This is a genomic window from Sphingobacterium sp. UBA1897, from assembly GCF_002337775.1.
Lineage (GTDB): Bacteria > Bacteroidota > Bacteroidia > Sphingobacteriales > Sphingobacteriaceae > Sphingobacterium > Sphingobacterium siyangense.
In genome coordinates, this window is the sequence record NZ_DDGR01000019.1 from 239,862 (window position 1) to 265,829 (window position 25,968).

Annotated in this window: 24 protein-coding genes and 1 riboswitch; of the genes, 7 read left to right on the plus strand and 17 right to left on the minus strand. The window is 39.9% G+C overall.

The annotated features are described in order from the left end of the window. Positions 1-135 precede the first annotated feature (135 nt). The 10 genes from B4N43_RS11890 to B4N43_RS11935 all read right to left on the minus strand — a co-directional run bounded on the left by B4N43_RS11890 (position 136) and on the right by B4N43_RS11935 (position 8,911). Positions 136-879 carry a GIN domain-containing protein gene (locus B4N43_RS11890; RefSeq protein WP_075993430.1) on the minus strand — a complete coding sequence of 248 codons (744 nt, stop codon included), beginning with the start codon at positions 877-879 and terminating at the stop codon, positions 136-138. Positions 880-1,120: 241 nt separating this feature from the next. Next, the gene (gene tenA, locus B4N43_RS11895; protein ID WP_075993429.1) at positions 1,121-1,777 is read right to left on the minus strand and encodes a thiaminase II; all 657 of its coding nucleotides are present in this window, start codon (positions 1,775-1,777) and stop codon (positions 1,121-1,123) included. Next, positions 1,764-2,603: a bifunctional hydroxymethylpyrimidine kinase/phosphomethylpyrimidine kinase gene (gene thiD, locus B4N43_RS11900; RefSeq protein WP_286734863.1), complete on the minus strand. Its 840-nt coding sequence runs from the start codon at positions 2,601-2,603 to the stop codon at positions 1,764-1,766. Before thiD ends, tenA begins: the two co-directional genes overlap by 14 nt. After that, complete coding sequence (gene thiE / locus B4N43_RS11905) at positions 2,600-3,232, minus strand: thiamine phosphate synthase (protein WP_075993427.1); 633 nt, start codon at positions 3,230-3,232, stop codon at positions 2,600-2,602. Before thiE ends, thiD begins: the two co-directional genes overlap by 4 nt. Then, entirely contained in the window at positions 3,222-4,025 is an 804-nt protein-coding gene (gene thiM / locus B4N43_RS11910; RefSeq protein WP_075993426.1) for a hydroxyethylthiazole kinase, read from the minus strand. Before thiM ends, thiE begins: the two co-directional genes overlap by 11 nt. Positions 4,026-4,106: 81 nt before the next feature. After that, positions 4,107-4,199: riboswitch (TPP riboswitch) on the minus strand. Between the two features lie 62 nt (positions 4,200-4,261). Next, entirely contained in the window at positions 4,262-5,104 is an 843-nt protein-coding gene (locus tag B4N43_RS11915) for a VanW family protein (protein ID WP_286734868.1), read from the minus strand. Between the two features lie 125 nt (positions 5,105-5,229). Then, entirely contained in the window at positions 5,230-6,480 is a 1,251-nt protein-coding gene (locus tag B4N43_RS11920; protein ID WP_286734870.1) for a hypothetical protein, read from the minus strand. A 33-nt stretch (positions 6,481-6,513) separates the two neighbouring features. Further along, on the minus strand, positions 6,514-7,257 hold the full coding sequence (locus tag B4N43_RS11925; protein ID WP_286734872.1) for a dienelactone hydrolase family protein: 744 nt from the start codon (positions 7,255-7,257) through the stop codon (positions 6,514-6,516). Positions 7,258-7,375: 118 nt separating this feature from the next. Beyond that, positions 7,376-8,221, minus strand: coding sequence for an NAD(P)-dependent oxidoreductase (locus tag B4N43_RS11930; RefSeq protein ID WP_286734874.1), 846 nt, complete (start codon positions 8,219-8,221; stop codon positions 7,376-7,378). 60 nt (positions 8,222-8,281) lie between these two features. Next, positions 8,282-8,911: a Crp/Fnr family transcriptional regulator gene (locus B4N43_RS11935; RefSeq protein WP_075993423.1), complete on the minus strand. Its 630-nt coding sequence runs from the start codon at positions 8,909-8,911 to the stop codon at positions 8,282-8,284. A gap of 429 nt (positions 8,912-9,340) precedes the next feature. Between B4N43_RS11935 and B4N43_RS11940 the strand changes: the two genes are divergently transcribed. The 3 genes from B4N43_RS11940 to B4N43_RS11950 all read left to right on the plus strand — a co-directional run bounded on the left by B4N43_RS11940 (position 9,341) and on the right by B4N43_RS11950 (position 13,709). After that, positions 9,341-11,953: a TonB-dependent receptor gene (locus B4N43_RS11940; protein WP_286734877.1), complete on the plus strand. Its 2,613-nt coding sequence runs from the start codon at positions 9,341-9,343 to the stop codon at positions 11,951-11,953. A gap of 102 nt (positions 11,954-12,055) precedes the next feature. Next, entirely contained in the window at positions 12,056-12,439 is a 384-nt protein-coding gene (locus tag B4N43_RS11945) for a hypothetical protein (protein WP_088162243.1), read from the plus strand. Between the two features lie 49 nt (positions 12,440-12,488). Then, entirely contained in the window at positions 12,489-13,709 is a 1,221-nt protein-coding gene (locus B4N43_RS11950; RefSeq protein WP_286734880.1) for a tetratricopeptide repeat protein, read from the plus strand. Between the two features lie 56 nt (positions 13,710-13,765). On the opposite strand, the gene B4N43_RS11955 is transcribed toward B4N43_RS11950, so the two are convergent. Together B4N43_RS11955 and B4N43_RS11960 are read right to left on the minus strand one after the other, a co-directional pair. Then, on the minus strand, positions 13,766-14,605 hold the full coding sequence (locus B4N43_RS11955; protein ID WP_286734882.1) for a prephenate dehydrogenase: 840 nt from the start codon (positions 14,603-14,605) through the stop codon (positions 13,766-13,768). 131 nt (positions 14,606-14,736) lie between these two features. After that, a complete protein-coding gene (locus B4N43_RS11960; RefSeq protein ID WP_286734884.1) occupies positions 14,737-15,897 on the minus strand; it encodes a pyridoxal phosphate-dependent aminotransferase in 1,161 nt (386 codons plus the stop codon). 266 nt (positions 15,898-16,163) lie between these two features. Here B4N43_RS11960 and B4N43_RS11965 point away from each other — a divergent pair, with 266 nt between their 5' ends. The 4 genes from B4N43_RS11965 (at position 16,164) to B4N43_RS11980 (ending at position 20,662) form a co-directional block, all read left to right on the plus strand. Continuing rightward, positions 16,164-17,999: an ABC transporter ATP-binding protein gene (locus tag B4N43_RS11965; protein WP_120332599.1), complete on the plus strand. Its 1,836-nt coding sequence runs from the start codon at positions 16,164-16,166 to the stop codon at positions 17,997-17,999. Between the two features lie 103 nt (positions 18,000-18,102). Then, a complete protein-coding gene (mqnE, locus tag B4N43_RS11970; RefSeq protein WP_286734887.1) occupies positions 18,103-19,302 on the plus strand; it encodes an aminofutalosine synthase MqnE in 1,200 nt (399 codons plus the stop codon). Between the two features lie 12 nt (positions 19,303-19,314). Next, a complete protein-coding gene (locus B4N43_RS11975; protein ID WP_088162238.1) occupies positions 19,315-19,941 on the plus strand; it encodes a histidine phosphatase family protein in 627 nt (208 codons plus the stop codon). Further along, complete coding sequence (locus B4N43_RS11980; RefSeq protein ID WP_115050651.1) at positions 19,934-20,662, plus strand: menaquinone biosynthetic enzyme MqnA/MqnD family protein; 729 nt, start codon at positions 19,934-19,936, stop codon at positions 20,660-20,662. The genes B4N43_RS11975 and B4N43_RS11980 overlap by 8 nt, the downstream gene beginning before the upstream one ends. A 476-nt stretch (positions 20,663-21,138) precedes the next feature. On the opposite strand, the gene B4N43_RS11985 is transcribed toward B4N43_RS11980, so the two are convergent. The 5 genes from B4N43_RS11985 to B4N43_RS12005 form a co-directional block, all read right to left on the minus strand. Further along, a complete protein-coding gene (locus B4N43_RS11985) occupies positions 21,139-22,392 on the minus strand; it encodes a DEAD/DEAH box helicase (protein ID WP_236590099.1) in 1,254 nt (417 codons plus the stop codon). Positions 22,393-22,628: 236 nt separating this feature from the next. Next, the gene (asnA, locus tag B4N43_RS11990; RefSeq protein ID WP_286734891.1) at positions 22,629-23,675 is read right to left on the minus strand and encodes an aspartate--ammonia ligase; all 1,047 of its coding nucleotides are present in this window, start codon (positions 23,673-23,675) and stop codon (positions 22,629-22,631) included. A 252-nt stretch (positions 23,676-23,927) separates the two neighbouring features. After that, positions 23,928-24,254 (minus strand): HesB/IscA family protein, encoded by a 327-nt coding sequence (locus tag B4N43_RS11995; protein ID WP_046675441.1) that lies wholly within the window; start codon positions 24,252-24,254, stop codon positions 23,928-23,930. An 81-nt stretch (positions 24,255-24,335) separates the two neighbouring features. Continuing rightward, positions 24,336-25,514 carry a cysteine desulfurase family protein gene (locus B4N43_RS12000; RefSeq protein ID WP_286734893.1) on the minus strand — a complete coding sequence of 393 codons (1,179 nt, stop codon included), beginning with the start codon at positions 25,512-25,514 and terminating at the stop codon, positions 24,336-24,338. Between the two features lie 26 nt (positions 25,515-25,540). Then, the gene (locus B4N43_RS12005) at positions 25,541-25,966 is read right to left on the minus strand and encodes a DUF983 domain-containing protein (protein WP_046675442.1); all 426 of its coding nucleotides are present in this window, start codon (positions 25,964-25,966) and stop codon (positions 25,541-25,543) included. Positions 25,967-25,968: the final 2 nt, after the last annotated feature.

Consider the following 25,968-nt stretch of genomic DNA (forward strand, 5'->3'; position numbering starts at 1 on the left):
AGAAGGAGAAGGAGAAGGAGAAGTGTGAGCAAAAAGGTTGATAAAAGCAAAGGTGATACTGGGGTATGTATCACCTTTAAGCTAACTAAACATTAAACATAAACAAACAGTCTTTATTAAAGACCACACTAAAAATTATAGTACTACTCTGCCGCTAGTTGATTTGTCAACTTGGACATTTTTTGGTTGATTTTTTAACGCAATTCTGGCAGATGTAGAAACCTTTCCCTGTAAGTTTTCTTTCACGCTGAGCGTTACATTTGCAGACGAATTCGCTTGTATTTGGGCATTTGTTGTTGAGAAACGGCTCATATCAACCGATGCCGATGAGTTGGTGTTCAAATTTAAATTTGAAGCACTTCCCGAAATGTCTTGGCTGGACGAACTACTTGCAGATACCTGCAAATTTTTACTGCTCACATTCGTTGTTAAACTACTCGAAGAACTTGTTGAAAGGCTTATATCATCCGCAATTAATCTTTTAAGGGATATGCTTGCTGAAGAAGATACGTCAACAGAAATTTTATCGGCCTTAATTGTTTCATCGGTATGAATTGAACTGCTAGAAGATGCCGAAAAACGTGTTGGTATCTTGCTTGAGTAAACAGTTACGCGATTGTTTCTCGCATTTCTGACAGAACTGTTTCTTTTATACTGTACATAGAGTGTACCGTTTTTTACAGTCGTTTCGATAAGGGATAAATGCTCCGGATTATCTGCTTCAACAACAACCTCGTTGCGATTAGAGTGAATATAATCTACACGTAATGAAGTTGCCGATGAAATGCCATCTGGAGCAGTGATCTTGCGTGTTTCGCGTTCTTGTGCCTGAGCTACATATAAAAATGAAATAAAGGCAATGGTTAAGATTCTTTTCATTATTTTTCTATTATTAATTTAAATTTATTGTTACTGAAAGTTTCATTTTAATTTCCCTTTTTATCGTTTCTTATGTGCTTATGCACACGCTCTATTGTTAACTGCCACCTATAGTATAATAGTAATGCCAAAACTTTAAATCCGTTTAAAATACTGATTAACACTAGTTTTGTTCCTGAGTGCTATTTTCGTTAATGCTCATTTTTGAACATCAACTGTTCGGTATCGGACAATAGTTTGTTTACCATACCCTTCGTTTGTAGGCTGCTAACCAGAATTGATACTCTAATTGGGAAGCTGTTATAAATACTTGTCGCATCTTCTCCCGTTTTGTTGCAGTAGTTTCTGCAGCAATTTTGTCAACGTAGTTTTTCGCCTTGATAACGCCCTGTGCAAAATCCTCACCGCTATAGGTTTCTATCCATTTGGAATAGGGATTTCCCTGTGTATTTGCTGTCGATACAATGTGATCTCCGACCTCCTTATAAATCCAAAAACAGGGGAGTGTTGCCGCCATAGCGACCTCAATGCTCTCGAAAGCGGCTACGCTTTTAAGAAAATGGACATAATGATGGCAGGTTGGTTCGATTTTGTTGCTCTTGTCGGCAGGACTTAAACCAAATTCCCGAAAGTAATTTTCGTGTAATGCCCGTTCAACAAGAAGCGCATTGCGACCAAATTCGAAATAGTCCAATGCTTGTTGGTTATCCGCACTTTTTGCACCTATAAAGGCGAGCACACGGCCAAATTCTTCTAAATAGAAAGCATCCTGCTGCATGTAAAATTGAAATTTATCCAGGGGAAGACTACCATCACTAAGCTGAACAATAAATGGCATAGTAAGTATATCAGAATAAATAGCTGTTATGGATTCCCAGGCATGATCAGTCCAGTTCATATTGAATAAGTTTAATCGGATTATGGAAGTGATTTAATGGCCCATTTCCTTTGCCAATGACGAGGTCTTTGCTACCAGCTATTGCTGCGTGTATATAGGCCAATGCGAATTCAACCGCGCTCTCGAGACCAACGCCTTGTGCCAAATGGCTCGCAATTGCTGAAGAAAGCGAACAACCGGAACCATGTGTATTTTTGCTGTTAATTTTTTGAGATTTGAATTCAATTGGTGGATTCTTGTGCTGGAACAACAGGGATGTTAATTCTTGACTTTGGAGATGCCCGCCTTTAATCAAAACGGATTGACAACCTTTCGCCAATAGGCTATTTCCCGCTTTTTTCATCTTCTCGACATTGTCAATAACTTCGTCTACTAAAACACTTACCTCGTCTAAATTTGGTGTAATCAGCGTTGCTAAAGGAAAAAGAAGTTCTATGCAGGCCTGAATTGTATCATCGTGAATGAGCTTGTGCCCGCTGGTCGAGACCATGACTGGATCAAATACGATAGGCCCTTTATATTCTTTTAAATAGCTGCTAATAAGCTCCACAAGTTCAATATTGTGTACCATTCCTATTTTGATTGCATCGGGATAGATATCGTCAAAAATAGCATCCAATTGGTCCTGGACGGCTGCTGTAGGAATTTCATAAATACGTCTTACACCTTGTGTGTTCTGAACGGGTAAGGCAGTTAACACATTCATGGCATAACAACCTAATGCAGATATGGTTTTGGTATCTGCTTGTATACCTGCACCACCGCTACCATCGAACCCCGCAATGCTGAGTACGGTAGGGACGCGGTATTTTTTATCTTTTGTCATTTTAATAGTTCTTTTAGTTGTGCACTGGCAGCTCTGGGATCTTGACTTTGGCATATGGCCGAAACGACTGCAATGGAGTCTGCACCGGCATTCCAGGTCTCTTCTGCTGTTTGTAAATTCATCCTTCCGATAGCGATCAATGGTTTTTCCGTCCTACTCCGAAGTTGTTTTAAACCCGCAATTCCCCATTCAGTAACCGTATCTACTTTTGTTTTCGTAGAAAAAATGGGGCTTACACCAAGGTGGTCGACGGTGTACATTTGTTCACTTTCCAGTTGTTGCATGTCTTCTATGGACCAGCCTATGGTTAATTTATCACCATATTTTTCGCGAATAGCGAGCGGCTGCAAATCATTTTGACCCACATGTACTCCCCATGCCTCGATTTGGGCAGCGATTGCTACGGCATCATTGATCACGAGCGGAATACCATAATGATCGGTCAGTTTTTTCAAACGGATGGCTTTATCCAAAAATGTGGCCGGATCGTCAGCCTTTTCGCGCAATTGTATAAGATCGACTCCGCCAATAATGGCTTCTTCGGCAACATTGAGCCAATTTTGAGGATAACAGTCCCGCTCAGAAATTACCAAATATAAAGGGTAGGGAAAAAGCGGATTAATGCGCATAGCGTTTGATCTTGAGCTTTGATTTTAGACGTTCTGCATTGAGCTGATAGAGTTCATCATAGAGATTCAATTGCAGGGTGCCCGGTCCAGCTGCTGTTTGGGCAGCGAGTTCTCCCGCTAAGCTCAAAATGGATACACCGGCAACAGCTGCTTCAAAATATTGGTCTGTAACACCTAGAAATGCACCAATAAGCGCAGTAGCACTACAGCCAAGTCCAGTTACCTGTGTCATTAAAGGGTTGCCATTAAAAACTTCAACCCGGTATTGCTGTGAAAGGATATAGTCTACTTCTCCAGAAATACAGATAATGGAGCCGGTTTGCTCTTGCAATAATTGGCCAAATCGGAGGGCATCTTTACTCGCTGTCGTGCTGTCGACTCCCTTTGTGTTCGGTTGGTTGAAATTGTACAGCGTCATGATTTCTGATGCATTTCCACGAATAACCGTGGGTTTGAGATCCAGTAGATTGGATAATAAATCATTGCGGAATGCTGATATCCCAGCACCAACAGGATCAAGTACCCATGGCCGTCCAATGGTATTGGCATGTTCGGTAGCAACCAGCATAGCTTCGGCAGTATCTTCACTCAAGGTGCCGATATTAATGACAAGAGCTTGTGCAATATCGACAACCTCGCGTACTTCTAATGGGCTGTGTACCATCACAGGGGACGCTCCTAGGGCTAAAAGTGCGTTGGCAGTATTGTTCATCACGACTAGGTTTGTGATGTTGTGTACAAGGGGTTTTTCGACCCTCAGCTGCTCTAATAAATTGATAATTGAATCTTCCATTTTTTTACATATGCTAAGATATACTGTGCGGCCTTGGAGGGAAGAAGAGCGATAGCCTGTGCAGTAAAGGAGTATGCTGTACAGTGGATTTTTGCTTTTCCCTACGCCGGTATAAACCGAATCAGGTTCAAAGGGACTATCTCAATTCTATACAGAATACCCCCAAAGCCAGACCAAACTTAAACAAAAAAGAGGACTTTTCATATCCGTCATTTTTCGATCATTAGCTTGTTGAATTAATCGGCCGGATTTTGATCGGCACTAATTTCAATGTATTCAACAGGGGGATAGGTAACCCGGGCAAAATTTTTGGTCAAAAGTTCGGTTTCCAAAATCTTTCCACCCTGAAACTTTAAAAATTTCTCGCGCCAAATCTCATTTTTCCGAAAGAACTGATTGTCTATTTTAAGAAATTGATGTTCTTTTTCAACGACATGGTACGCAAAATCCAGTTCTTGATCAATTCTTAATTCGCCCTCTAAACATTTGTCTGTGAACCAGAGATTTATTTGAAAGGTGTAAGGCGTGTTGTTGGTGAATTGATAGTCGCGGTAATTATAAAAGACGGTAGCTCCACTACCGAATGGCAAAACACGGCCATCGTCCGGAAATGGATCAAAAGAGTGGTGATAACGTTCATTGACGGTGAGTGGACTATGGATAACAAGCCAATGGATGAGGTTGGATATTTGACAGATTCCACCGCCAATACCCGCTCTTGCTTCACCAAAGGATAACTCCATGCCGGGCAGATATCCTTTTTTTACAGTGGGTAGTCCAACGAGTTTACAAAATGAAAAGGTTTCCTTCGGTCTGATCAGAATGCTATTAATCTGTGCTGCTGCAATTTTCAGGTTGGTAACTTTGTTAATCTGCAATTGCATATTATTTTCGCCTAGTTTTTTTAATAAGACAGACTGATGCTTTTTAATACGAAAGGGAAGTTTTTCAGTTGATTTAGCTGTGCTGTATTTCTTATTATCAAATAGCCAAACGGCTTTGCGCTGCACTCTTCTCGCCCATACTGCAATAAAATAGAGTATGGGATGAAGTTGACTGATCAGTTTTCTTTTTCTCAATTTGACGTTTATGTATCGCTATCAAAATTAGTGCAGAAATGTGTTTTTTGCCGAATTTCGTCGAATATTTTTTTGTCAAAATCAAGAATCTTATTGTCTGAGCTTAGTGCAGTTTTTCAGTTCGTTTAGTTGGTTTTCTTTGCCTGTATATATTTCGCTGTTAACTTTCCCTCTTTGTTATAGATCAAGCTTTCGTAGGCACAGTTTCCGAGATCTTTTACAATAGATTTTTGTTGTAATACACCCTCATAATAAAACTCATCAATCGTTTCGTTGGCTCGGTACGATCGCTTGATTTCGGCTGTCAGTCGATCGCTTTGATCGAAGGTTTGGCGCAGCGAGTAGTCACTTGTTTCCGGACTATCATATTGATAGCGGACGCGACTTTCTCTTTGATCATTTCTGCCCGAAATCTCTTCAGTAATTCGATTCTGTTGATCATAAGTGTAAATGGTCCAGTCTCTCCGTTGATAGACAAAATGAATGGATTCACTTTTTATAACCTGGAGTTTACTGTTCAAGTGATAAATCATCGCCGATTCAAATGTAGGATCGTAGGAAACAATGGTATTTGGGAGATACCGGTAAATTGTACTGCTGCTCCACTTACTATTTCGAAGGTACTGTATGGAGTCGATAAGTCCGAATTGATTATAGCATCTTTTGTTGTAATAATTATTTCCCCCGGAAAGATTGTTCGATGTGATCTCTTTGCCTTCTTCATATACAGTCGTCATAATTGCACCGGATTGCACCGCATTTTCGTCCGAAAACTGCTGCATTACATAAGTGCCGTCACATTTATTTTTACGCTGACTGTAATAAAGAGGAAGAGCGGAATTTGCGATAATAGCCGCTGCATATTGCCCGGATGGAATAAATTGAACTTGTGCGATTGAGTCAAAGAAATGTGAGGCATTATATTGTGCAGAAGCTTTCTTTGACGCAATTTGTGTGCTGGTGTTTAATATCGGTTTGGCTGCTGCCAGATAGGTATTACTATCGTATATGATCTTGGGTTTGGCTAATCCATCAAACAAGATCATGGCATGACGTTGCTTCAATGACAATACGTCGATGGTCCACTGGTGATTTTTAACGATGAATGTGAGTTTTTTTGCATCGGTTTTTGTGACCAGTAACTTTGTTGTGCTATAAGGTACTAATTTGAAAATCTCAGCAGCATTTTTTTCGTGTAGACGCATGATAAAATCAGTTGATTTATCGGACTCATTGGTTAGAAAAAGAACTGCATGCGTTGGGCTAGCTATTGTTAGCGATTTTACTGTTTGCGATGCTGCGCTGGGACTATATAACAGCAATATCAACAACTGAATGATAATCGGATAAATGTGCAGTTTCGCGTTATAATTCATTTGGGTCGATATTGCTGTTGTTGACTTTGCTATTTAATTTAATACTTCTTTCAAAAATAATAAGGTGTGCTCCCAGGCACGTTTAGCCATTACGGGGTTATATTCGGCTGACTCGGGATTCGTAAACGTATGTCCCGAATTTGCGTAGGTAATTATTTGCCAGTCTGCTTTTCCTTCATTTAATTCCTTGACCAACCCATCGTAATCTTCTTTTGATACGCTTTTATCGGCTGCTGGGTGCTCAACGAGTACTTTTGTTTTGATCGAACCATTGGGTCTGTCGGCAGCTTTGGATAGGCCTCCGTGGATACTGATCACTGCATTGACGGGGAAGCCGGCTCTCGCTGCTTCTAAGGCTCCTGAACCTCCAAAACAATAGCCGATGACAGCAATTTTCGTCGGATCCGCACCCTCTTTTTTCAGTTGTTCCAATGCGAGCATTATGCGATGCTGATAAGCTTTATAGTCTGTCTTGTAGTGACCGGCAATTTTCGAAGCTGCGGTGTTGTCCGAGGGAATATTTCCTTCACCGTAGATGTCGGCAATGAACGCGATGTAACCTTCTTTTTCAAGAAGCAATGCAGCTTGTTTCGCTTCGTTGTCAATTCCCTTCCATGCCGGAAGAATTAAGACAGCAGGGCCTTTTTTTGCCCTATTGGCGGTTACTATGCCATTGAGTTTTTGTTCACCATCCTGGTAAGAAACCTGTTTTAATTGTTGGGCCTGCGTAGTCATGGTGACCATAGTAAGCACCAATAGTGTCATAACTGTTTTCATCTGTAAATAATTTGTTCCGCTTATTATTTTGTGTGATCAGAAATGAACCTAATTTGGAGTCCATCTCAACTAAATATAATTTTCAATGTACATTTTTTTCACTATCGCCAACCTGAAGCTACGACTTGATGGATTCAATGATACCAATGACATCGAGCTGTCCGAGACCTTGATCCTGTGCTTTCCCGTAGGTTTCGAGTAAGGTCTTGAGGAGGGGATAGTCAGCACCGGCTTGTTGAGCCAGTCGAATATCTTTCAGCATAAGGTCTAGCGCGAATGCAGGACTGTAGTTTTCTTCCACCAATAATGGTGTTTTCACTTTTGTTGCCCCACTGCCGCTGGCACTATCGTTGATGATTTCGAGCATATCGCTTCGTTGAATTCCCAGTTTATCTGAAAATAGGATCGTCTCCGCGAGACCTTGGTAGATCGTCGAAAGGAAATAGTTGATCGCAAGTTTGGCTGCGATTCCCTGGCCATTTGCGCCGAGATGTTTGATCGATTTTCCCATCTGCTCGAGGTATGGTCGGGCGCGATGAAGGTCTTCGGGATCACCACCCACCATAATAATAAGTGTACCCTCAGTCGCTGGTTTGGTACTGCCGGCAACGGGAGCATCGATAAAAGCAGCGCCTTTTTCTTTTAGCTTAGTGGCTATTGAAATACAGCGTTCACGAGATATTGTACTCATATCGACAAATAATTTGCCCTTGATCTCCCTTTGGAGGATTTTTTCATAAACTTCGTTGACCGCTTCATCATTTGTGAGCATGGAGAATATAATATCGCTATGATCGACTAATTCACCTATATCTTCTCTGATAATTGATTGCTCTTCAAAGCCTGCTGCTTTAGCCTTGTTTCTATTGTAAACAGAAAGGGGGAATCCTGCTTTTTCTAGATTTTTAGCCATGGGATACCCCATGTTTCCTAATCCTATAAATCCTAATTTTTCTATCTTCATCTAAAAATTACATTAATTGCTCTTGAAATTTACGTATAACTAAAGATACAAATGTTTTGCTCATTCCACCAATACCCTAATTTCGTTACGTAGCAGCACTATTTTATCTTCCTGTTCCAGTTTTTTTAAAATTCGGGAGACAACGACTCGGGATGTATTTAAATCGGAAGCGATATCCTGATGCGTAAGGGTGAGTATTCGGTCGTCATTCAGCTTCACTTTGGCTTTTAAATAGTTGATGATGCGTTCTTCCATATTGGAAAAAGCTAGACTATCAACAGCTTGTAACATTTCGTCCATACGGCTTGAATAGCTTGATATGATGAAATTTCGCCAGGAAGGGTATTTTCCCATCCAAAGGTTGACAAGCTCATTTGGAATCATGGCTACAGTCGTTGTTTTTTCTGCGAGCGCACGAATTTCACTTTTTTTATTCCCGAGGCAACAGGCTATCGACATTGTACAGGTTTGACCTTTTTCCAGATAGTAGAGCAACAATTCGCCTTTATCTTCATCCTCCCGGACAATTTTTATTGCCCCATCCAAGAGGAGAGGCATCGCCTTGATATATTGATTGGTATCAATGATGAGATCACCTTCACGGAACGTTTTTATATGCGCGTTTTCCGCTATTTCAGCGATTAATTCCGGTTCAAGAATGCCTGTATAAGCTTGTTCTATGGATAACATATTTTTTAAATTAGTTAAAGTTAATTATTTATAGGCTTATTTCAGCTGTTGTGGGAAGAAAAGGAGGTAGGTGGAAACGACGGATTGAAAGAAACAATTTTTAGCACCGCATGGGGATAAGCTATAAAATCTTGTATGCAATTCATAAAAATCGTAAAATTGATAAGTTTTGATTTATTCAAAACAGACAAAATATTATTCTGACTATTTTTGATGTTTTTTCATGAATAGGATGGATGTATTGTATTTATTTTATGTATGCTGTATTTTTATTGCCTCTTTTTGCTGAAATTTGCTGTTTTTCTGTGGAAGATTAAAATTTATTCTTTCTATATAGAGATACTGCATCATATTGGTATTGTTAAAATTAGTTAAAAAGACAATCAATTCCTAATTTTGCGGCACAAAAACAAAACAATCACATCTAACATGAAAAAGTCTTTACTTTTTTTTGCCCTTGTTTTTGCTAGTTATAGTGCCGTTCAAGGTCAAACAGCAAATACTGGTTCGGTTTCAGGAGTTGTCAAAGAAGCTACTGGACAAACGGTTAAAGGAGCAACCATTAAAATTACCCACATCCCAAGTGGACAAGTAGTAAGTGGCTCAGCCGATGCCCAAGGAAAATTTCAAATTTCAAATCTTCAAGAAGGAGGCCCCTACAAAGTAGAGGTAACTTACATTGGCGAAACGCCTGTTGTTTTCGAAAACATCATGCTGAAATCGGGGGAATCGTTGAATATCAATCCAATTTTTACGGCTGGATCTTCAACAAATTTGGATGAGGTTGTTGTTGTCGGTCATGGGGTTATCGATATTGCGGCAGGAAGAAAGACACCGATTGCCGTTTCGACGATCCGTAAGCAGGATTTAGAGGAACGGGTAGGAGCACAGGATATTACTTCAGCATTAGCTAATACCCCTTCGGTTTATATCACTGGTCAGGCAAAAGGTTTTGGTGAGTCTTCTATGACAACACGTGGTTTTGATCAGTCCAATACAGCATTTTTGTTGAACGGTCAGCCTATCAATGGTATGGACAATGGAAGTGTATATTGGTCAAATTGGTCGGGACTTACAGATATTGCCTCTTTAGTGCAGATTCAACGTGGTTTGGGATCGTCTAAATTAGCGATTTCATCTGTCGGCGGAACCGTAAATTACGTGACACAATCCACTGCAATGAAAGAGGGTGGTTTTGTTCGTACCACTGTTGGTAACGATATGTTTATGAAGGCAACGGTAGGTTACAATACCGGTCTGATGAAAAACGGTTTTGCTGTTTCGGCTATGTTTACACAGTGGTCAGGTAACGGTTATATGGATCATACAGAAGGTGCTGGACAAAGTTATTTCTTGTCTGTTGGATATAAAGCGAATGAAAAGCACAACCTGAACTTTATGGTAACGGGTGCACCACAATGGCACAACCAAGGCTATACCTCAAAATTGTCTAACTATCTCGCTAATGGCAGACGTTATAACGACAATTATAAGGATGCAAACGGCGTGATGATGAATGCACAAAAGAACTTTTATCATAAGCCAGTAGCCAACTTGAACTGGGACTGGACGATTGATGATAAATCATCTTTGTCAACTGTCGTTTACGCATCGTTAGCTGCTGGGGGTGGCCAATCGCTAAGAAGTGATAAATATAATACAGGCAAATATTTAGCTGCTGATGTGAACAATCACCAATGGTTTGGTATAGTTTCTAACTATAACCGTAAACTTTCAGAATCCTTGAATTTCAATGTCGGTTTTGATGTAAGGGACTATAAAGGTACACACTATCGTAAATTGACTGATCCACTTGGAAATACAAATGGTGTTGTATTAGGCGGTAATGTTAATTTTCCTAATAAGCCATTGGTTACCAATACATACTCAACGAACCCTTGGAAAGCTTTCTCAAGTAAGCCTGATTCACGTGAAGATCGTTTAGCTTGGGATTACAATCAATACATCCGTTACGGAGGTCTGTTCGGTCAATTGGAATATGCGAAAAATGGCTTTACAGCGTTTTTCCAAGGATCGGTTTCCGAACAACAAAACAAACGTTCTGATTATTTTCAATACACGCCAGGTAATGAGGATTCTAAAGACGTAAACAACTTTGGCTACAATACGAAGGGTGGTGTAAGTTATACATTGGGACATCATAGTGTTTTTGGTAATGCGGGGTACTATTCCCGTCAGCCTTATCAAAACAATATTTTCATGAATTTTGCAAATGATATTAATGAAAATGCTGAAAATGAAAAAATCCTTGGTTTAGAGGCTGGTTATAAATTTGCTTCTCGATTCTTGGATGTGAATGTGAATGTTTACCGCACAACTTGGGAAAACCGTGTTACGGGTAGTTCGAGTTTGGCGACGGCAGATGATGTGAAAAAATACAATCCAACAAATGATCCTGGTATTTTGGTCGAAGGTGCCTATTTATATACAACTAATTACGGTGTAAAACAGGTGCATAGAGGGGTAGAAGTTGATTTTGAGGCCCGCCCAATCGAAAAATTAAGCCTAACAGGGTTTTTATCGATAGGTGACTGGAAATACGATGGTGCAGTAAACTCTGTTATACGTAACGATAACCGCGTCGAATTGGGACGTTCTCAGGTTAACTTAACCGGTGAACATGTTGGTAACGCAGCGCAAACTTCTTATGGATTTGGTGCTAAATATAAAGTATTTAAGGGTTTGTCTGTTGACGCAAACTACAGATACTATGAGCGTTTGTATGCATCGAATTATCGTAGAGAAGTAATAGATGGCCAAACTTATGGACGCTATATGAAATTACCGTCTTTCAATCTTTTGGATGCCGGTCTTTCTTACAATGTCAAAGTAAGTGATAAGAACAGCATGAGTTTCCGTGTCAACATGAACAATGTGTTGAATAAGTTCTATATTTCGGAAGCTACTTCGAGTAATTTAGTTACTGATGTAAATAACAGCTGGAACGGTATTGACACGTCTAATTTTGTGTTGATCGGACAAGGCAGAACCTGGAATGCATCTGTGAAATTTACATTCTAATAAGATTTACGTCGAATACAAAAGGCCCACAATTATTTTGTGGGCCTTTTTTTGTTTTTTAATAAAAACTTAATAATTTTAGGTGATCTAATTGTCAACCTGATGTTGCATAAATTAATTTGTCTGGAAAATTTACAGATCGGTACTGTCCATTTTTCTGCTTTTGTTGTTAATTTGGATGGTGGAAATACAGGCTTTGCTTTATTTATTAACCAAGAAAATGACCCAATCTTCATTTTTCGAAAAGAAAAGAAGAATGAGGTATCTTTCCATGTAAATGAAGAGCAATTCTTTTGGATTGTAAAAAACAGCCAGTTTACACCAGGAGAACGTCAAGACTTTTTTGCTGAATTTGTTGAGTTCCTGCGTTTGATGGAAGAGAAGGTTTCCAATTATGTTTTCAAAAAGGAAAAATTAATCAAATTTACAAATTCGAGGGATATTGTCCGTTATAAATACTTATACCTGACAGGTGAAATTAGTTGATAAGAATACCCGATTATAATACTTGATCTCCCGTTAGATTTCTTTTGTAATGAAATTTAGCTTAGTTTTGGGTATGAAGCATATGTTTTCAAATCTAGCTGTTATTCTACAAAATAATACTTTTGTGGAATCAGATTTTACACTGCCAGTACCCGTACTTCTTGCTAAGTTTTCTTTTTTACCTATTTCATCATTTTTTCCGGAAGCGAGTTCATCTTTTTCCGCTAATTGGCTAGATACCGTCCAACAGAGCGCGATTAGATCTACATTGGAAGGATTTAATGTCGGAATCAGTGGCGATGGCAATCCTGTCGCTTTACTTGAGCAGGCGATTGCTTTGACCAATCATGCACTTGCCTATAGCTATTTGGGGCTTTATTATTTTAAAATAGCGGCATATGACCAAGCTATTGCAACGTTTACAAGCGCAATCGAACAGTATAAAGAGGAGCCATTTTTTTATGCGAGCCGTTGTTTAGTTTATCGACTCATCGATGAAGACGAAGGTGCTTTCTATGATTATCAGATTGCCAAGAGACTGGATTTTAATTACCATAGTGTATTGGAATGGGCGGAGAATCAAGCTGAACTCACTTACTTTGAGGCCGATAATTTGGTTATTCAAGAGCTGGAATCGAAGCCAAAGCAGCTGAGTACTGACGAAATAAATTCATTGGGACTTGAATATGTTCATTGCTATAGCTATCTAAAAGCAATCGGTCTTTATTCTGCTGCTATTGCGGAATCCGATAACAAGGATAGCAACCTGTTTGTTTTTAGAGGAAGTTTGTATCTGAAATTGACCTGTTTTGAATTGGCATTGTCTGATTTCAATCAGGCTATTGCTCTTGATGAGAATCGTTCTGCCGCCTATATATTTCGCGCTAAAGTGTTTGAATCCTATCGTAATTACCAAAGTGCGCTGGAAGACTATGCCAAAGCGGAGGAAATAGATCGTGATTCATCGATCGTATACGAAGAAAGGGCATCTTTGTTTGAGCGGTTGGGAAATTTTGAGGAAGCATTATTGGATTTTGACCGCCTTGTTACGCTCAATCCGGAAGATTTTTATGTGTATTCATTACGAGCCGATTTGAATGAAAAGTTGGAGGATTTACCAGGCGCACTGGCAGATTACTCGAAAGCGATCGATTTGAATCCATATTATTCTGATTTGTATTCATATCGCGCAGCAATTCGCGAAAAATTGGGAGATCCTATCGGGGCAAAAGCCGACCTGGATAAATTCAATGAATTGGAAGATGAATAAAAAAAGTCCACCAAAAAGTGGACTTTTTTTATCTACTGCTTTAACTAGAGCACCCTTTATTTAATGATCCTTTTTATCTTATTGGAACGGGTAATAAGTTTGTGCAATTTGTCATAATCCTCCGTGGCAATAGAATCGTGCAGGGATTGAAGCTGCTTGATATGTTCTTCGAGTACTTCGAGTACATTTTCGCGATTTTGCTTGAAAATAGGTGTCCACATATCGGGCGAACTTTTGGCCAGGCGTACTGTAGATTCAAATCCCGATCCTGCCAGCTCAAAGATACGTCCCTGAGATTTCTCTTTTTCCAATACCGTTAAGGCGAGGGCGAAAGAGGTTAGGTGAGAGATGTGTGATACATAAGCAGTGTGTACATCATGTTCGTCCGCATTCATAAAACAGCTGCGCATCTCCAATTGGTCGGTGATGGCATCGGCGATCTCGAAAGCATCCTCATCAGTTTTAAATGCTTCGACATAGACCATCATCTTGCTTTTGAATAAGCCCGGTATTGCAGCCTCAGGCCCCGAATACTCGGTGCCGGCCATGGGATGGGCTGCAACGTAACGCCCCCGGTTAGGGTGATCCTTGATTTTGTTGAGAATATTTGTTTTTGTCGATCCCATGTCAATGACGACCTGATCTGTAACCAGATCCAAGATTTGAGGAACAACATGTAAAATGGCATCGACAGGAATTGTGAGCACCAATACTTTACAGCTCTTAATCGCATCTTCTAAGCTTGCTGTTTCGTCAATGAAGCCGATGTGCATCGCTTTATCTAAGTTCTTTTGACTCTTATCTACACCGATAATTTTGTCGCAGAATTTTGTTTCTTTTAGGCGAATGGCGACTGAGCCGCCGATCAAGCCTACGCCTACAATGGCAATGTTCATATGTAAACAATTATATTAAGCGTATTTTTGTTCAAATGTTATACACCGAACGCTTTATACCCTGGTTGTTTGTCGATCAATTATTCTATCGATAATTTCAAAGCAGTTAAGCTGCCCCGATATCGAATGTCTTAGAAATTATCTTTAATGCGCTGGATTGATTCTTTGAGTACCTCTACTGTGGCACAGAGACTGATGCGTATATATTGATCGCCTTTGTCTCCGAAAATTCCACCCGGTGTAATAAATACCCGTGACTTGTCCAAAACAGCATCGCTTAGGGCATAACCATCCTTGTATTTTTCAGGGATGCGTGCCCATACAAATAGACCTACTTGGTCCTTTTGATAAGAACAGTCCAGCAAATCCATAATTTCATACACCTGTTGACGTCTTTCAGCATAAATTTTGTTTAGATCAGCATACCAGGAGGCATCAAGTTGTAAGGCTTTTGCCGCAGCTAGCTGAACAGGTAAAAACATACCTGAATCCATGTTGCTTTTGAAACGGAGTACTTGGTTTATACGTTCTTCGGCACCCACGAGCACACCAATTCGCCATCCCGCCATATTGGAAGACTTGCTCAGCGAATTCAACTCAATGGCTACATCTTTCGCGCCAGGGATACTCATAATGCTTCTTGGCGTATCTGTCAAAATAAAGCTATACGGATTATCGTGGCAAATCAGGATATTATGCTCTTTGGCAAATTGAATCAGCTCTTGATAAAATGCATCGGGTGCCGAGGCACCTGTTGGCATATGAGGATAGTTTATCCACATCAGTCTAACCTTTGACAAGTCTTGTTTTTTGAGCTCATTTAGATCAATAAGCCAATTTTTCTCTTGTGTAAGATTATAGGTGATCGCTTCAGCACCACTCAATCTCACTGCAGCAGCATAAGCTGGGTAGCCAGGATTGGGTATAAGTGCTTGGTCTCCTTCCTGAAGATAGGTCATACAGATGTGCACAATACCTTCCTTTGATCCTATTAAGGGTAATATTTCTGTATTGGGATTAAAAGTCGCGTTATAATAACGTTGATACCAATCTGCAACGGCTTGTCGTAGGGCGGGGGCGCCTTTATAATTTTGATAGCCATGCACATTTGGAAGTTGGGCATTCGTATTTAATGTCTCGATCACCTCCGGGTGTGGGGGCAAGTCTGGACTTCCAATTCCTAGGTTGATTACACGCGCACCCTGCTTGTTTAACTCATCTATTTCTCTTAATTTTTTGGAGAAATAATATTCTTCAGTATGCTGCAATCTTTTGGCAACGTCTATTTGCATTTTATTTTAATAAATTTGGTATTTGAATAAGGCTAAATTAGGGAATTATCTATATAAAAGGAGATTTTTTTATCGATTTTTCAAGCTGAACAAGCTGAATGCTTTAGTCTTGAGATGCAACAATTTTATAGTCCCTTACCAGGATATGTGCTTTTCTTGATTAATTTGTTATTTTTGTTCAATTTCCTCGTCAAAAATCTGAAAGGTAGAGGAGAGACCGACGAATGACTTTTCGTATAAAGGTAATTTGTCTTAGTTCAAAATAAATGAAAACATATTTTAGGCTCTTATCGTTTGCTAAACCCATTGAGAAATTTGCAATCCCCTATGTAATTTGCACGCTGATCACGGTTATATTTAGCACTTTGAATTTAGCATTGCTTGCTCCATTACTCCATACACTTTTTAAAACAGGAAAAGAAGCTTGTGAAGCTGCTGTTGAAGTCGTGAAACCTGAAACGTATACAGATATTTTAGGTTGGTTCAATTACTATGCATCGGTAGCAAATGAGCAGTTTGGTGCCTATGGCGCATTGCAAAGGGTCTGTATTGCAATTGTGAGCTCCGTATTTATCAGTAATCTGTTTCGTTATTTCTGTCAGCGTATTATGGAGAATTTCCGTATTCATACTTTGCTCAAATTGCGTAGAGCAGTATTTGATAGTGTAATGGATCTGCATGTTGGCTATTTTACGGGGCAGCGAAAAGGAGATATTGTTTCTAAAGTTGCGTCCGATGTACAAGTCGTGCAGTATTCTGTGACGGGCACTTTACAGGTGGTTTTTAAGGAACCCCTGCAATTGATCGCCTATATTGTGATGCTTTTTAATATCTCTGCACAATTGACATTCTTTTCACTCTTGGTCATTCCCGTCTCTGCATTTTTTATCGCAAGAATCGTTAAGAATCTCAAAAGTCAAGCGCATGCAGCACAGGAGTCGTATGGAAATATGATTTCCTATTTGGACGAAGCATTGTCTGGGATTAAGATTATCAAAGCTTTCAATGCAGTCTCCTTTATTAAGAACAGGTTTCATAATGAGAACGAGCGTTACGCAAATATTGGCCGTTCCATGGCCAAAAGACAACAGTTAAGTTCACCTGTTTCCGAATTGCTGGGGGTAATTATGGTGGCTATTATTCTATTGTATGGCGGTCATTTGGTGCTTTCAGGTGACCAGAGCTTAACTGCTCCCGCATTTATTGCCTATATCGCTATTTTTTCACAGGTAATGCGTCCGGCAAAGGCGCTAACAGATTCTTTTAGCGGTATTCATAATGGTCTTGCTGCGGGCGAACGCGTATTGGAACTGATCGATGAACGGACGGAAGTGAAAGATCGCGCCGACGCGAAGCTTGTGAAAAGCTTTGAGAAGAATATCGTATTTAACCAGGTCAATTTTTCGTATAGCAAAGATAAAGAGATTCTCCAGAACATCGATTTGACGATAGAAAAAGGGAAGGTTGTTGCATTGGTAGGGCCATCAGGTGGAGGGAAATCAACTTTGGTTGATTTGATCCCGAGATTTATGGACGTCACTGGAGGGCAAATTTTGTTTGATGGTACTGATTTACGGGATTTAAACCAGGATTCTTTACGGGACATGATCGGTGTCGTCAATCAGGAGTCTATTTTGTTTAATGATACGATTTTCAATAATATAGCATTTGCTAATCTTTCTGCCAGCCAGGAAGAGGTTGAAGCCGCTGCACGGATTGCCAATGCGCATGAATTTATTTTGAAAACAGAACATGGCTATCAGACCAACATTGGTGATCGGGGCGGTAAATTATCGGGTGGCCAACGCCAGCGGATCTGTATCGCACGGGCTGTCTTAAAAAATCCACCGATCATGCTTCTTGATGAGGCGACTTCTGCGCTAGATACCGAATCTGAAAAATTGGTACAGGACTCCTTATATAAATTAATGGACAATAGAACAACGGTTGTCATTGCCCATCGCTTAAGTACCATTCAGAATGCGGATATAATTGTGGTAATTGAAGCTGGAAAGATTGTAGAAGTAGGTAGCCATAGTGAGCTGATACAACGTGAAGGATTATACCGCAAATTAATCGAGATGCAACAATTTACAGATTAGCTTTCTTTTCTAAGAGGTTTGTCAAATTAGTTGTTGTCACATTTTTTATTATAACTTTTGTTGCCTTTTCGGTACATTTGATTTAAGATAGGAGATACATTTAATGAACGCAATAGATAAATTGAATTTCTTGATTAACGATAAGAATTTAGCTGTCGAGTTGAGAGATATAGCGGAGAAAGTTTTGCGAGAGGAGCGTATCACTTTTGAGGAAGGAGTGCTTTTATATGAAAAAGGTGAGCTAGGCTATCTTGGTGTGCTTGCTAACTATATTCGTGAGAAACGCCATGGAGATCATACATTCTTCAATCGTAATTTTCACATTGAGCCGACTAATGTTTGTGTCTATGACTGTAAGTTCTGTTCGTATTCCCGCTTAATAAAAGAACGGGCAGAAGGTTGGGAGATGGAAGTTGATAGCATGATGGATATTGTCAAAAAATATGACAATGAGGCTGTTACTGAGGTTCATATCACTGGAGGGGTTGTTCCTAAACAAAACCTCGAATTTTATGCCGATTTCTTTCGCAAATGTAAGGCGCATCGCCCCGAGTTGCATATTAAAGGACTTACACCTGTAGAGTATTACTATATTTTTAAGAAGGCAAAATTGAGCCATTACGATGGCCTGAAGTATTTGCAATCTTGCGGCTTGGATTCTATGCCAGGGGGTGGGGCAGAGATTTTTCATCCAGAAATCAGAGAGCAGATTGCACATGATAAATGTACTGCCGAACAATGGTTGGATATTCATGAGCAAGCGCATAAGCTGGGAATGCATACTAATGCAACGATGCTGTACGGTCATATTGAGCAGTTTTGGCATCGTGTAGATCACATGGAACGCTTGAGACAGCTGCAGGATAAGACTGGCGGTTTTCAGACCTTTATTCCTTTAAAATTTAGAAATAAGGAGAACCAAATGTCCCATATTCCCGAGGTATCCGTTATCGAAGACCTAAGGAATTATGCGATCGCTCGAATTTACATGGATAATTTTGATCATATTAAAGCGTATTGGGCAATGATATCGAGAGATACGGCCCAGTTGTCCTTGGCTTTTGGAGTCGATGATATCGATGGAACACTGGATGATACGACAAAAATATATAGCATGGCGGGAGCAGAAGAGCAAAAACCGGGGATGACCACACAAGAGGTTGTCGAGCTGATAAAAAATGTTGGACGCCATCCGATAGAAAGAGATACCCTCTACAATGTGGTGACTGATTATAATGATTTTGTTTTTGATCAAGGTGATCAAAAGAAAAGCTATTATGCATTACCTGTTGTCAATTCATAATCATATCACACGTTGAAAAAGACATTTTATTTTATACGACACGGACAGACTGATCTAAATTTGAAAGGTATTGTGCAGGGACGGGGTGTTAATTCTCCCCTTAACAAGATGGGCATAGCTCAAGCTCAGGCTTTCTTTGATCACTATAAGACAGTGCCTTTTGATAAGATATATACTTCCACTTTATTGCGTACGCATCAAACTGTACAAGGATTTCTTGATTTGGATTTACCTTGGGAACAGCTTGTTGGTTTGGATGAAATAAGCTGGGGAGTTTATGAAGGAAAAGAACAAACACCAGAGTTGCTAACTGGTTTTGAAAAATTGGTCGCAGCATGGCGCAATGGAGAATTGGATGTCAGTATTGAAAACGGAGAGTCTCCTCATGAATTGATGGCTCGTCAACAAGTCGCCTTGGATCATATGCTCGCTCAGGCAGATGAAAAAAACATATTAGTCTGTATGCACGGTCGTGCTTTACGGATTATGCTTTGTCTAATGACTGGTGTTGATGCCCGTTATATGGATGATTTCCCGCATACAAATACTGCTTTATATAAATTGCTGTATGATAATGGTCAATTTGAGATTGTGGACCATTACAATACTGCACACTTAGAAGCATTGATAAATGAATAAAATTAGAGTTTCTGCCGTATCGTATACCAATACTTATCCATTTTTGAATGGAATACGTAAATCGAAAGTGATGGAGCAAATCGACTTGAGCGTTGATTATCCAAGTGCCTGTGCACAGAAAGTAATCGATGATCAAGCTGATATCGGTATTATACCGACAGCTGCCTTATTAAGTCTTCCCGAGTATTATATTAATACCGATTTTTGTATCGGCACAGAAGGTGCTGTCGATTCTGTCTTTATTTTTGCCAATAAGCCTATTGAAGAGGTAAAAACTTTACGTTTGGATAAGCAATCGCGCACGTCAAATGGTTTAGCACGTGTATTGATTAAAAATTATTGGAAAAAGGATGTAGAATTGGTCACTGATGAATCTATAGAGCCAGATGCCTATGTTTTAATTGGGGATCGTACTTTCGGTAAGAAGAATGCAGTACCCTATGTTTATGATTTGGGGGAAGAGTGGTTTAACTTCACCGGATTACCTTTTGCTTTTGCTTTATGGGTAAGTAACAAAAAGCTTCCCGACTCTTTTGTGGAACAATTTAATGAAGCTTTAGCCTATGGTGTTGAACATGCAACCGATGTGATAGCCGGTCTCCCAGAATTTGAGGGCTTTGATTATACCAAATATCTGACACAGCATCTTAATTTCCATTTGACAGATAAGAAACGCGAAGCTGTGCAGTTGTATCTCCGGTATTTAAAAGAATTGGATTAACCTGGGTCGCTTGACCTGAACAGGAACCATGACATACCCTGAAAAATTTTAAATCAGAATCGCCAGGTAAGCCTTACACGGCATTGTGAAGGCTTACCTGCCGATTGATTCCCCGGGTGCACTACACCCCTGATAAATTCCCTTTATTTCTTGCTTTTGTTTATAACGACTTCGATAAGGCGTATAACTCCGATTACACCATGTTTGGAATTAAAAGGGTGACAGTACCCTTTTTACAGGGTATTAACCCCCTGTTATACCCCTGCTAACCCCCTGTAATACCCCTGTTAAAGTCAAACATGGTATAAACCAAGAGTTAATTAGGTTCCTATAAAAAAAACCACTCATTGAGCGGTTTTTTATCGACTTATTTTAACGACAATGCAGGTCTCCTTATGTATTGGAATCACAGTTTGATGATGGATCCGACCTGCGCCACCGAAATAGGTGAGGAGGATCTCTTGACGCGCTAATAACTAGGTACGTCCAATTTTTACTTTACGCCCTTTGATTTTTTGCCCACTAGCCTTATTGATAATAACGGAAGCAAGCTTTCTTTTAACGGCAACATAAGCTACCTTATCTTTCACTTCTATTATACCGATGTCGTCTTTTTCAACACCTTCCAAATGCAGGAGAAAACCTACGATGTCAATTTTATTGACTTTATCTTTTCGTCCAGCACTGATATAAAGTGTGGCGAAAGGTGAATTTTCCGGAAGATCATAGTATTCGGGAAATTCCTCTTCAGGAATTTCTTCCGCTATATAGGGATAGGCTTCTTCAGGCTTTAAGATGACATAGACATCACCCTTTGCCTGCATACGCGCAGTACGTCCATTGCGATGAATAAAGCCATCTTCTTTATGCGGCAGCTGGTAATGAATAATGGCATCGACTTCGGGAATATCGAGCCCCCTTGCAGCCAGATCGGTCGTGATCAAAACATTGTTGGAATGATTACGGAATTTGAGAAGCGCCAGCTCACGATCTTGCTGTTCAAGTCCGCCATGAAAGGTGTCGTGAATAATATTGCGATTGTCCAGCAGTTCGCTGATGTGATCTACTGCATCGCGATGATTACAGAAAATAATCATTTTTTTCGTCCCGATCTTGCAGATGAGTTTTAGCAATGCCTCCAATTTCTTTTGAACAGGGGCAACGACCTTTTTTATTGTAATGCGGGGTATGTTCTGGGAGTTATTCAGAAAATCAACAAGGATAGGCTCCTTTATCTGTGTAAATGGCGGGATTACATCCATCATCGTTGCAGAAGTCAATATCCGGGATCTGATGGCCGGTATATGTCGAATAATGAAATCCATTTGATGCTGAAATCCCAGTTCCAACGATTTATCAAATTCGTCTAACACAAGGGTGTGGATACTGGTCGGATCAAAATTTCCTTCTTCGATATGTTGTTTTATACGTCCTGGAGTTCCGATAATAATTGCGGGAGCATCCTTGAATTCATTTTTTTCGATACGGGTACTATGACCGCCATAGGCACAGGTGACTTTGTGACCTGTGGCCACCTTGCGTAGCACTTGCTCTATCTGTAAGGCAAGTTCGCGGGTCGGCACTAAAATCAGTACTTGAACCTCCCGAACGATTTCCTTCAATTGCGCTAAAATGAGCAATGAAAAGGCCAAGGTTTTGCCAGATCCTGTGGGTGAAAGTAAGATGAAATCATGGTCTTTTTGATACGATTCCACTACTTTTTCTTGCATCTCATTTAAGGATGAAATGCCTAATTTATTTAAAATAGCTTCTAGCTGCATTTGACAAAAATACAAAATACCGCTATCTTGAAAGGAACAAACTAGAATGAAAATTTTTTAGGCATTTTATACCTAAAAAAACAAGGTAATCGGTCTATAAAAGATGATTACCTTGCAATGATTTGTATCGATATATTGGAAAACGCGGTATAGTTACCGCGTTATTAATTCTTAATAAGTATGTTTTATAAGATATCAATACCTTCTTGTCTTAGCGTTTCTTTTTTGTCCTCTTCCCAGATACTGACTTGAACTTCTCCAATATGTTGTTTCTTGAGCATAAACATACAGACACGTGATTGTCCGATCCCACCGCCCATAGATTCCGGTAATTGATCATTAAGAAGCATGCTATGGAAAGTCAGTTTGGATTTTTCAGTGCAATTTCTGATTTCCATTTGATGTGCCAAGGCTGTTTTGTCGACACGAATTCCCATGGAAGAAAGTTCAAACGCTGAATTTAAGATCGGGTTCCATACGAGAATATCGCCGTTCAATCCTTTGTGGCCAGCCTCATTGGTAGTACTCCAATCGTCGTAGTCCGCTGCGCGTCCATCGTGTGCAACACCATTGCTGAGTGCCCCTCCGATACCGTATAAAAACACAGCACCGTATTCTTTTGTGATTGTATTTTCACGTTCCTTTGCACTTAGATTAGGATATTTTTGCAGTAGTTCTTCAGCCGAAATGAATGTAATGGTTTCCGGAAGAATCGCTTTTACCTGTGGATACTTGCTTTCAACCTGTTGTTCTGTAAATCGTAATGCATCGTAAATTTTTAATACGGTTTCTTTCAGCAAAGCCAAATTACGTTGATCTTTATCGATTACTTTTTCCCAGTCCCATTGGTCTACATAGATCGAGTGAATAGGGGTGTAATCTTCATCAGGACGCAGTGCTTTCATGTCTGTCACGATGCCTTCCCCAGGTAACATTTCGAGCTCTTTTAAACGGACTCTTTTCCATTTTGCCAATGAATGTACCACGACAGCTCTTTTTTCATTCAATGATTTAATCGGAAATGATACCGGACGCTCAATTCCATTTAAGTCATCGTTTAATCCTGTGCCGTCTAAAACCACCAATGGTGATGAGATCGGAATTAAATTTAATGCTTTCTTTAGTTGTTGGACAAATGTATCTTTAACGAAGCTGATAGCAACTTCGGTATTTAAAAGTTTTCTTCCCTCCATATGAGTCAAATGAAATACCATGCATGGATTGATACGCATGGTTTTATTTTTTATTCAGTTATTTCATACAAAAGTATGAAAATATCACTGGTTAATCTGTTTGGTTGTGATTTTTAATATTTATCCATTAAAAAGTTGAAAAAATAAAAAAATTCTAACAAAATGAAGATAGGTCAATATTTAATTATAAAACTAATAATTTGTTGGTGCAACTAAAAGTGTTTGGTTACTTACCAAAAGAGCCCTGAAATATTTCAGGGCTCTTTTGTTTATGGTGGATCGATTGATTGATTAAACGGAGAAGCTTTCGCCACACGCACAGGTCCGGCTCGCATTCGGGTTGTGGAATTCAAACCCCTTTCCGTTCAAACCATCGGAATAATCCAATTCTGTACCTGCTAGATATAAAAATGATTTTATATCCAAACAGACTTTCACGCCTTTATCTTCGAAAAATTGATCACCTTTTTTTTCTTCGTTATCGAAGTTCAGCTTATAACTCAAGCCCGAACAACCGCCACTTTCCACAGCAACACGCACAAAGTAATTGCTGTCATATTGCTCATCCTTCATGATTTCCTCGATACGAGTTTTTGCTTTGTCAGTAACTGTAATCATAGTAATATCCTTTGTATGACACAAAGATACATACAATCTTGTTATATTTCGTCTCCTATAAAGTTTTTAGAATGTCATAAATTAATCGATCAGGCCAGCTTTGAAAAGTTGCCAGATAGGGGATTGATCGCGGATTTTGTGAACCGCTGCTGTGATCAATTGGGCACATTGAATAATTTCCTCTTGAGTCGTAAATATGCTTAAGCTAAAGCGAATGGCCGATAATGCGTCTTCTTTGGAAATACCCATAGCCATTAAAACATGGGAAGGCTCCCTGGATCCGGTCACACAGGCCGAGCCCGAGGAAAGGGCTAATGTGGGACAGGTAGTCATTATTTCGCTGGCCAGGATATGTTTAAAACTAATGTAACTGGTGTTTGGTAGGCGGGGTGCATTTTTTCCATGAATGATGATTTCAGGAATCTCACTTAAAATTTCTTCCAATAGATTGCGGTTTCGTTCGACCGTATTATAAACTGCTGGTTTGATCAGAGACATGGCTTTTCCAAAGCCGACGATAGCTGGCACGTTGTATGTTCCGCCTCTAAATCCGCTTTCCTGACCACCCCCCACAATTAATAGGCTAATCTGAATCGGTTTTGATTTTCGACGAATGTATAATGCGCCGATTCCCTTTGGGCCATGAAGTTTATGCGCACTCAGACATAAAATGTCGATAGGGATTTTTTGTAGATCAATGTTGATTTTTCCAACAGCCTGGGTTGCATCACAGAAGAACAAGATATCTTTCTCTGTACAAATCGTAGCGATCTGTGCTAGCGACGTACATACCCCTGTCTCGTTATTTGCGGCCATGATGCAAACAAGTATGGTCTGGGCGCTCATCGCATTTTTCAAATCGTCTATATTGATCATTCCTTGTGCATCGACAGGGAGATAGGTGATCTGAGCTCCTTTTTTCGTCAATTGTTCACAGCAGCTTAGGACAGCCTTGTGTTCTGTTGAAACGGTGATAATGTGATTACCCTTGGATTGGTATTTGTCAAATATGCCACAGATTACGGTATTAATACTTTCTGTTGCACCTGAATTGAAAAATAGTTCTTTCGGTGAGCAATTCAGCACTTCAGCTATTTGTCCTCTAGCAAGTTGGATGGCAGCATTGGCTTCGCGTCCCATTTGGTGATAGACACTCGATGCGTTCGCATAATTTTGGATGAAATAGGGAGTCATGGTATTCCATACTTCATCCAAAATTCGAGTTGTAGCGTTGTTGTCCAAATAAATGATATCCTTCATCAGGATAAAGATAAGGATAATGAAGGTTATGCTGAAGCCTTCACATCAACTTCCTTTTTTTTGACATTCGGATCATATCGTAAGCCTGGTGTTAACCAATACATCAGTATGATACGGGAATAGCGGTAGTTGAATGGCGACATTAAAACAACGCTCATGATCGCAACTGTTGCATAGAGTATAAAAGAAGAATCATTGCCTGTCAGGATATAGGTTGCCATACAGGCAGTAACCATTTCGGCGATGGAGAACGCATAGGTAACATACATGGCACCATAAAAATAACCTGGCTCACGTTCGTAACGAAGTCCACAGTATTCGCAATGGCTATTCATTTTTTGTACTTTCAGACCGTATGCAGGCCCTTGGTATACATGGCCGATTCTGCATCTTGGACATTTTGCTTGCCATGCGGCTTTAAATTCAGATAATTCGTATTTAACCTCTTCCATAG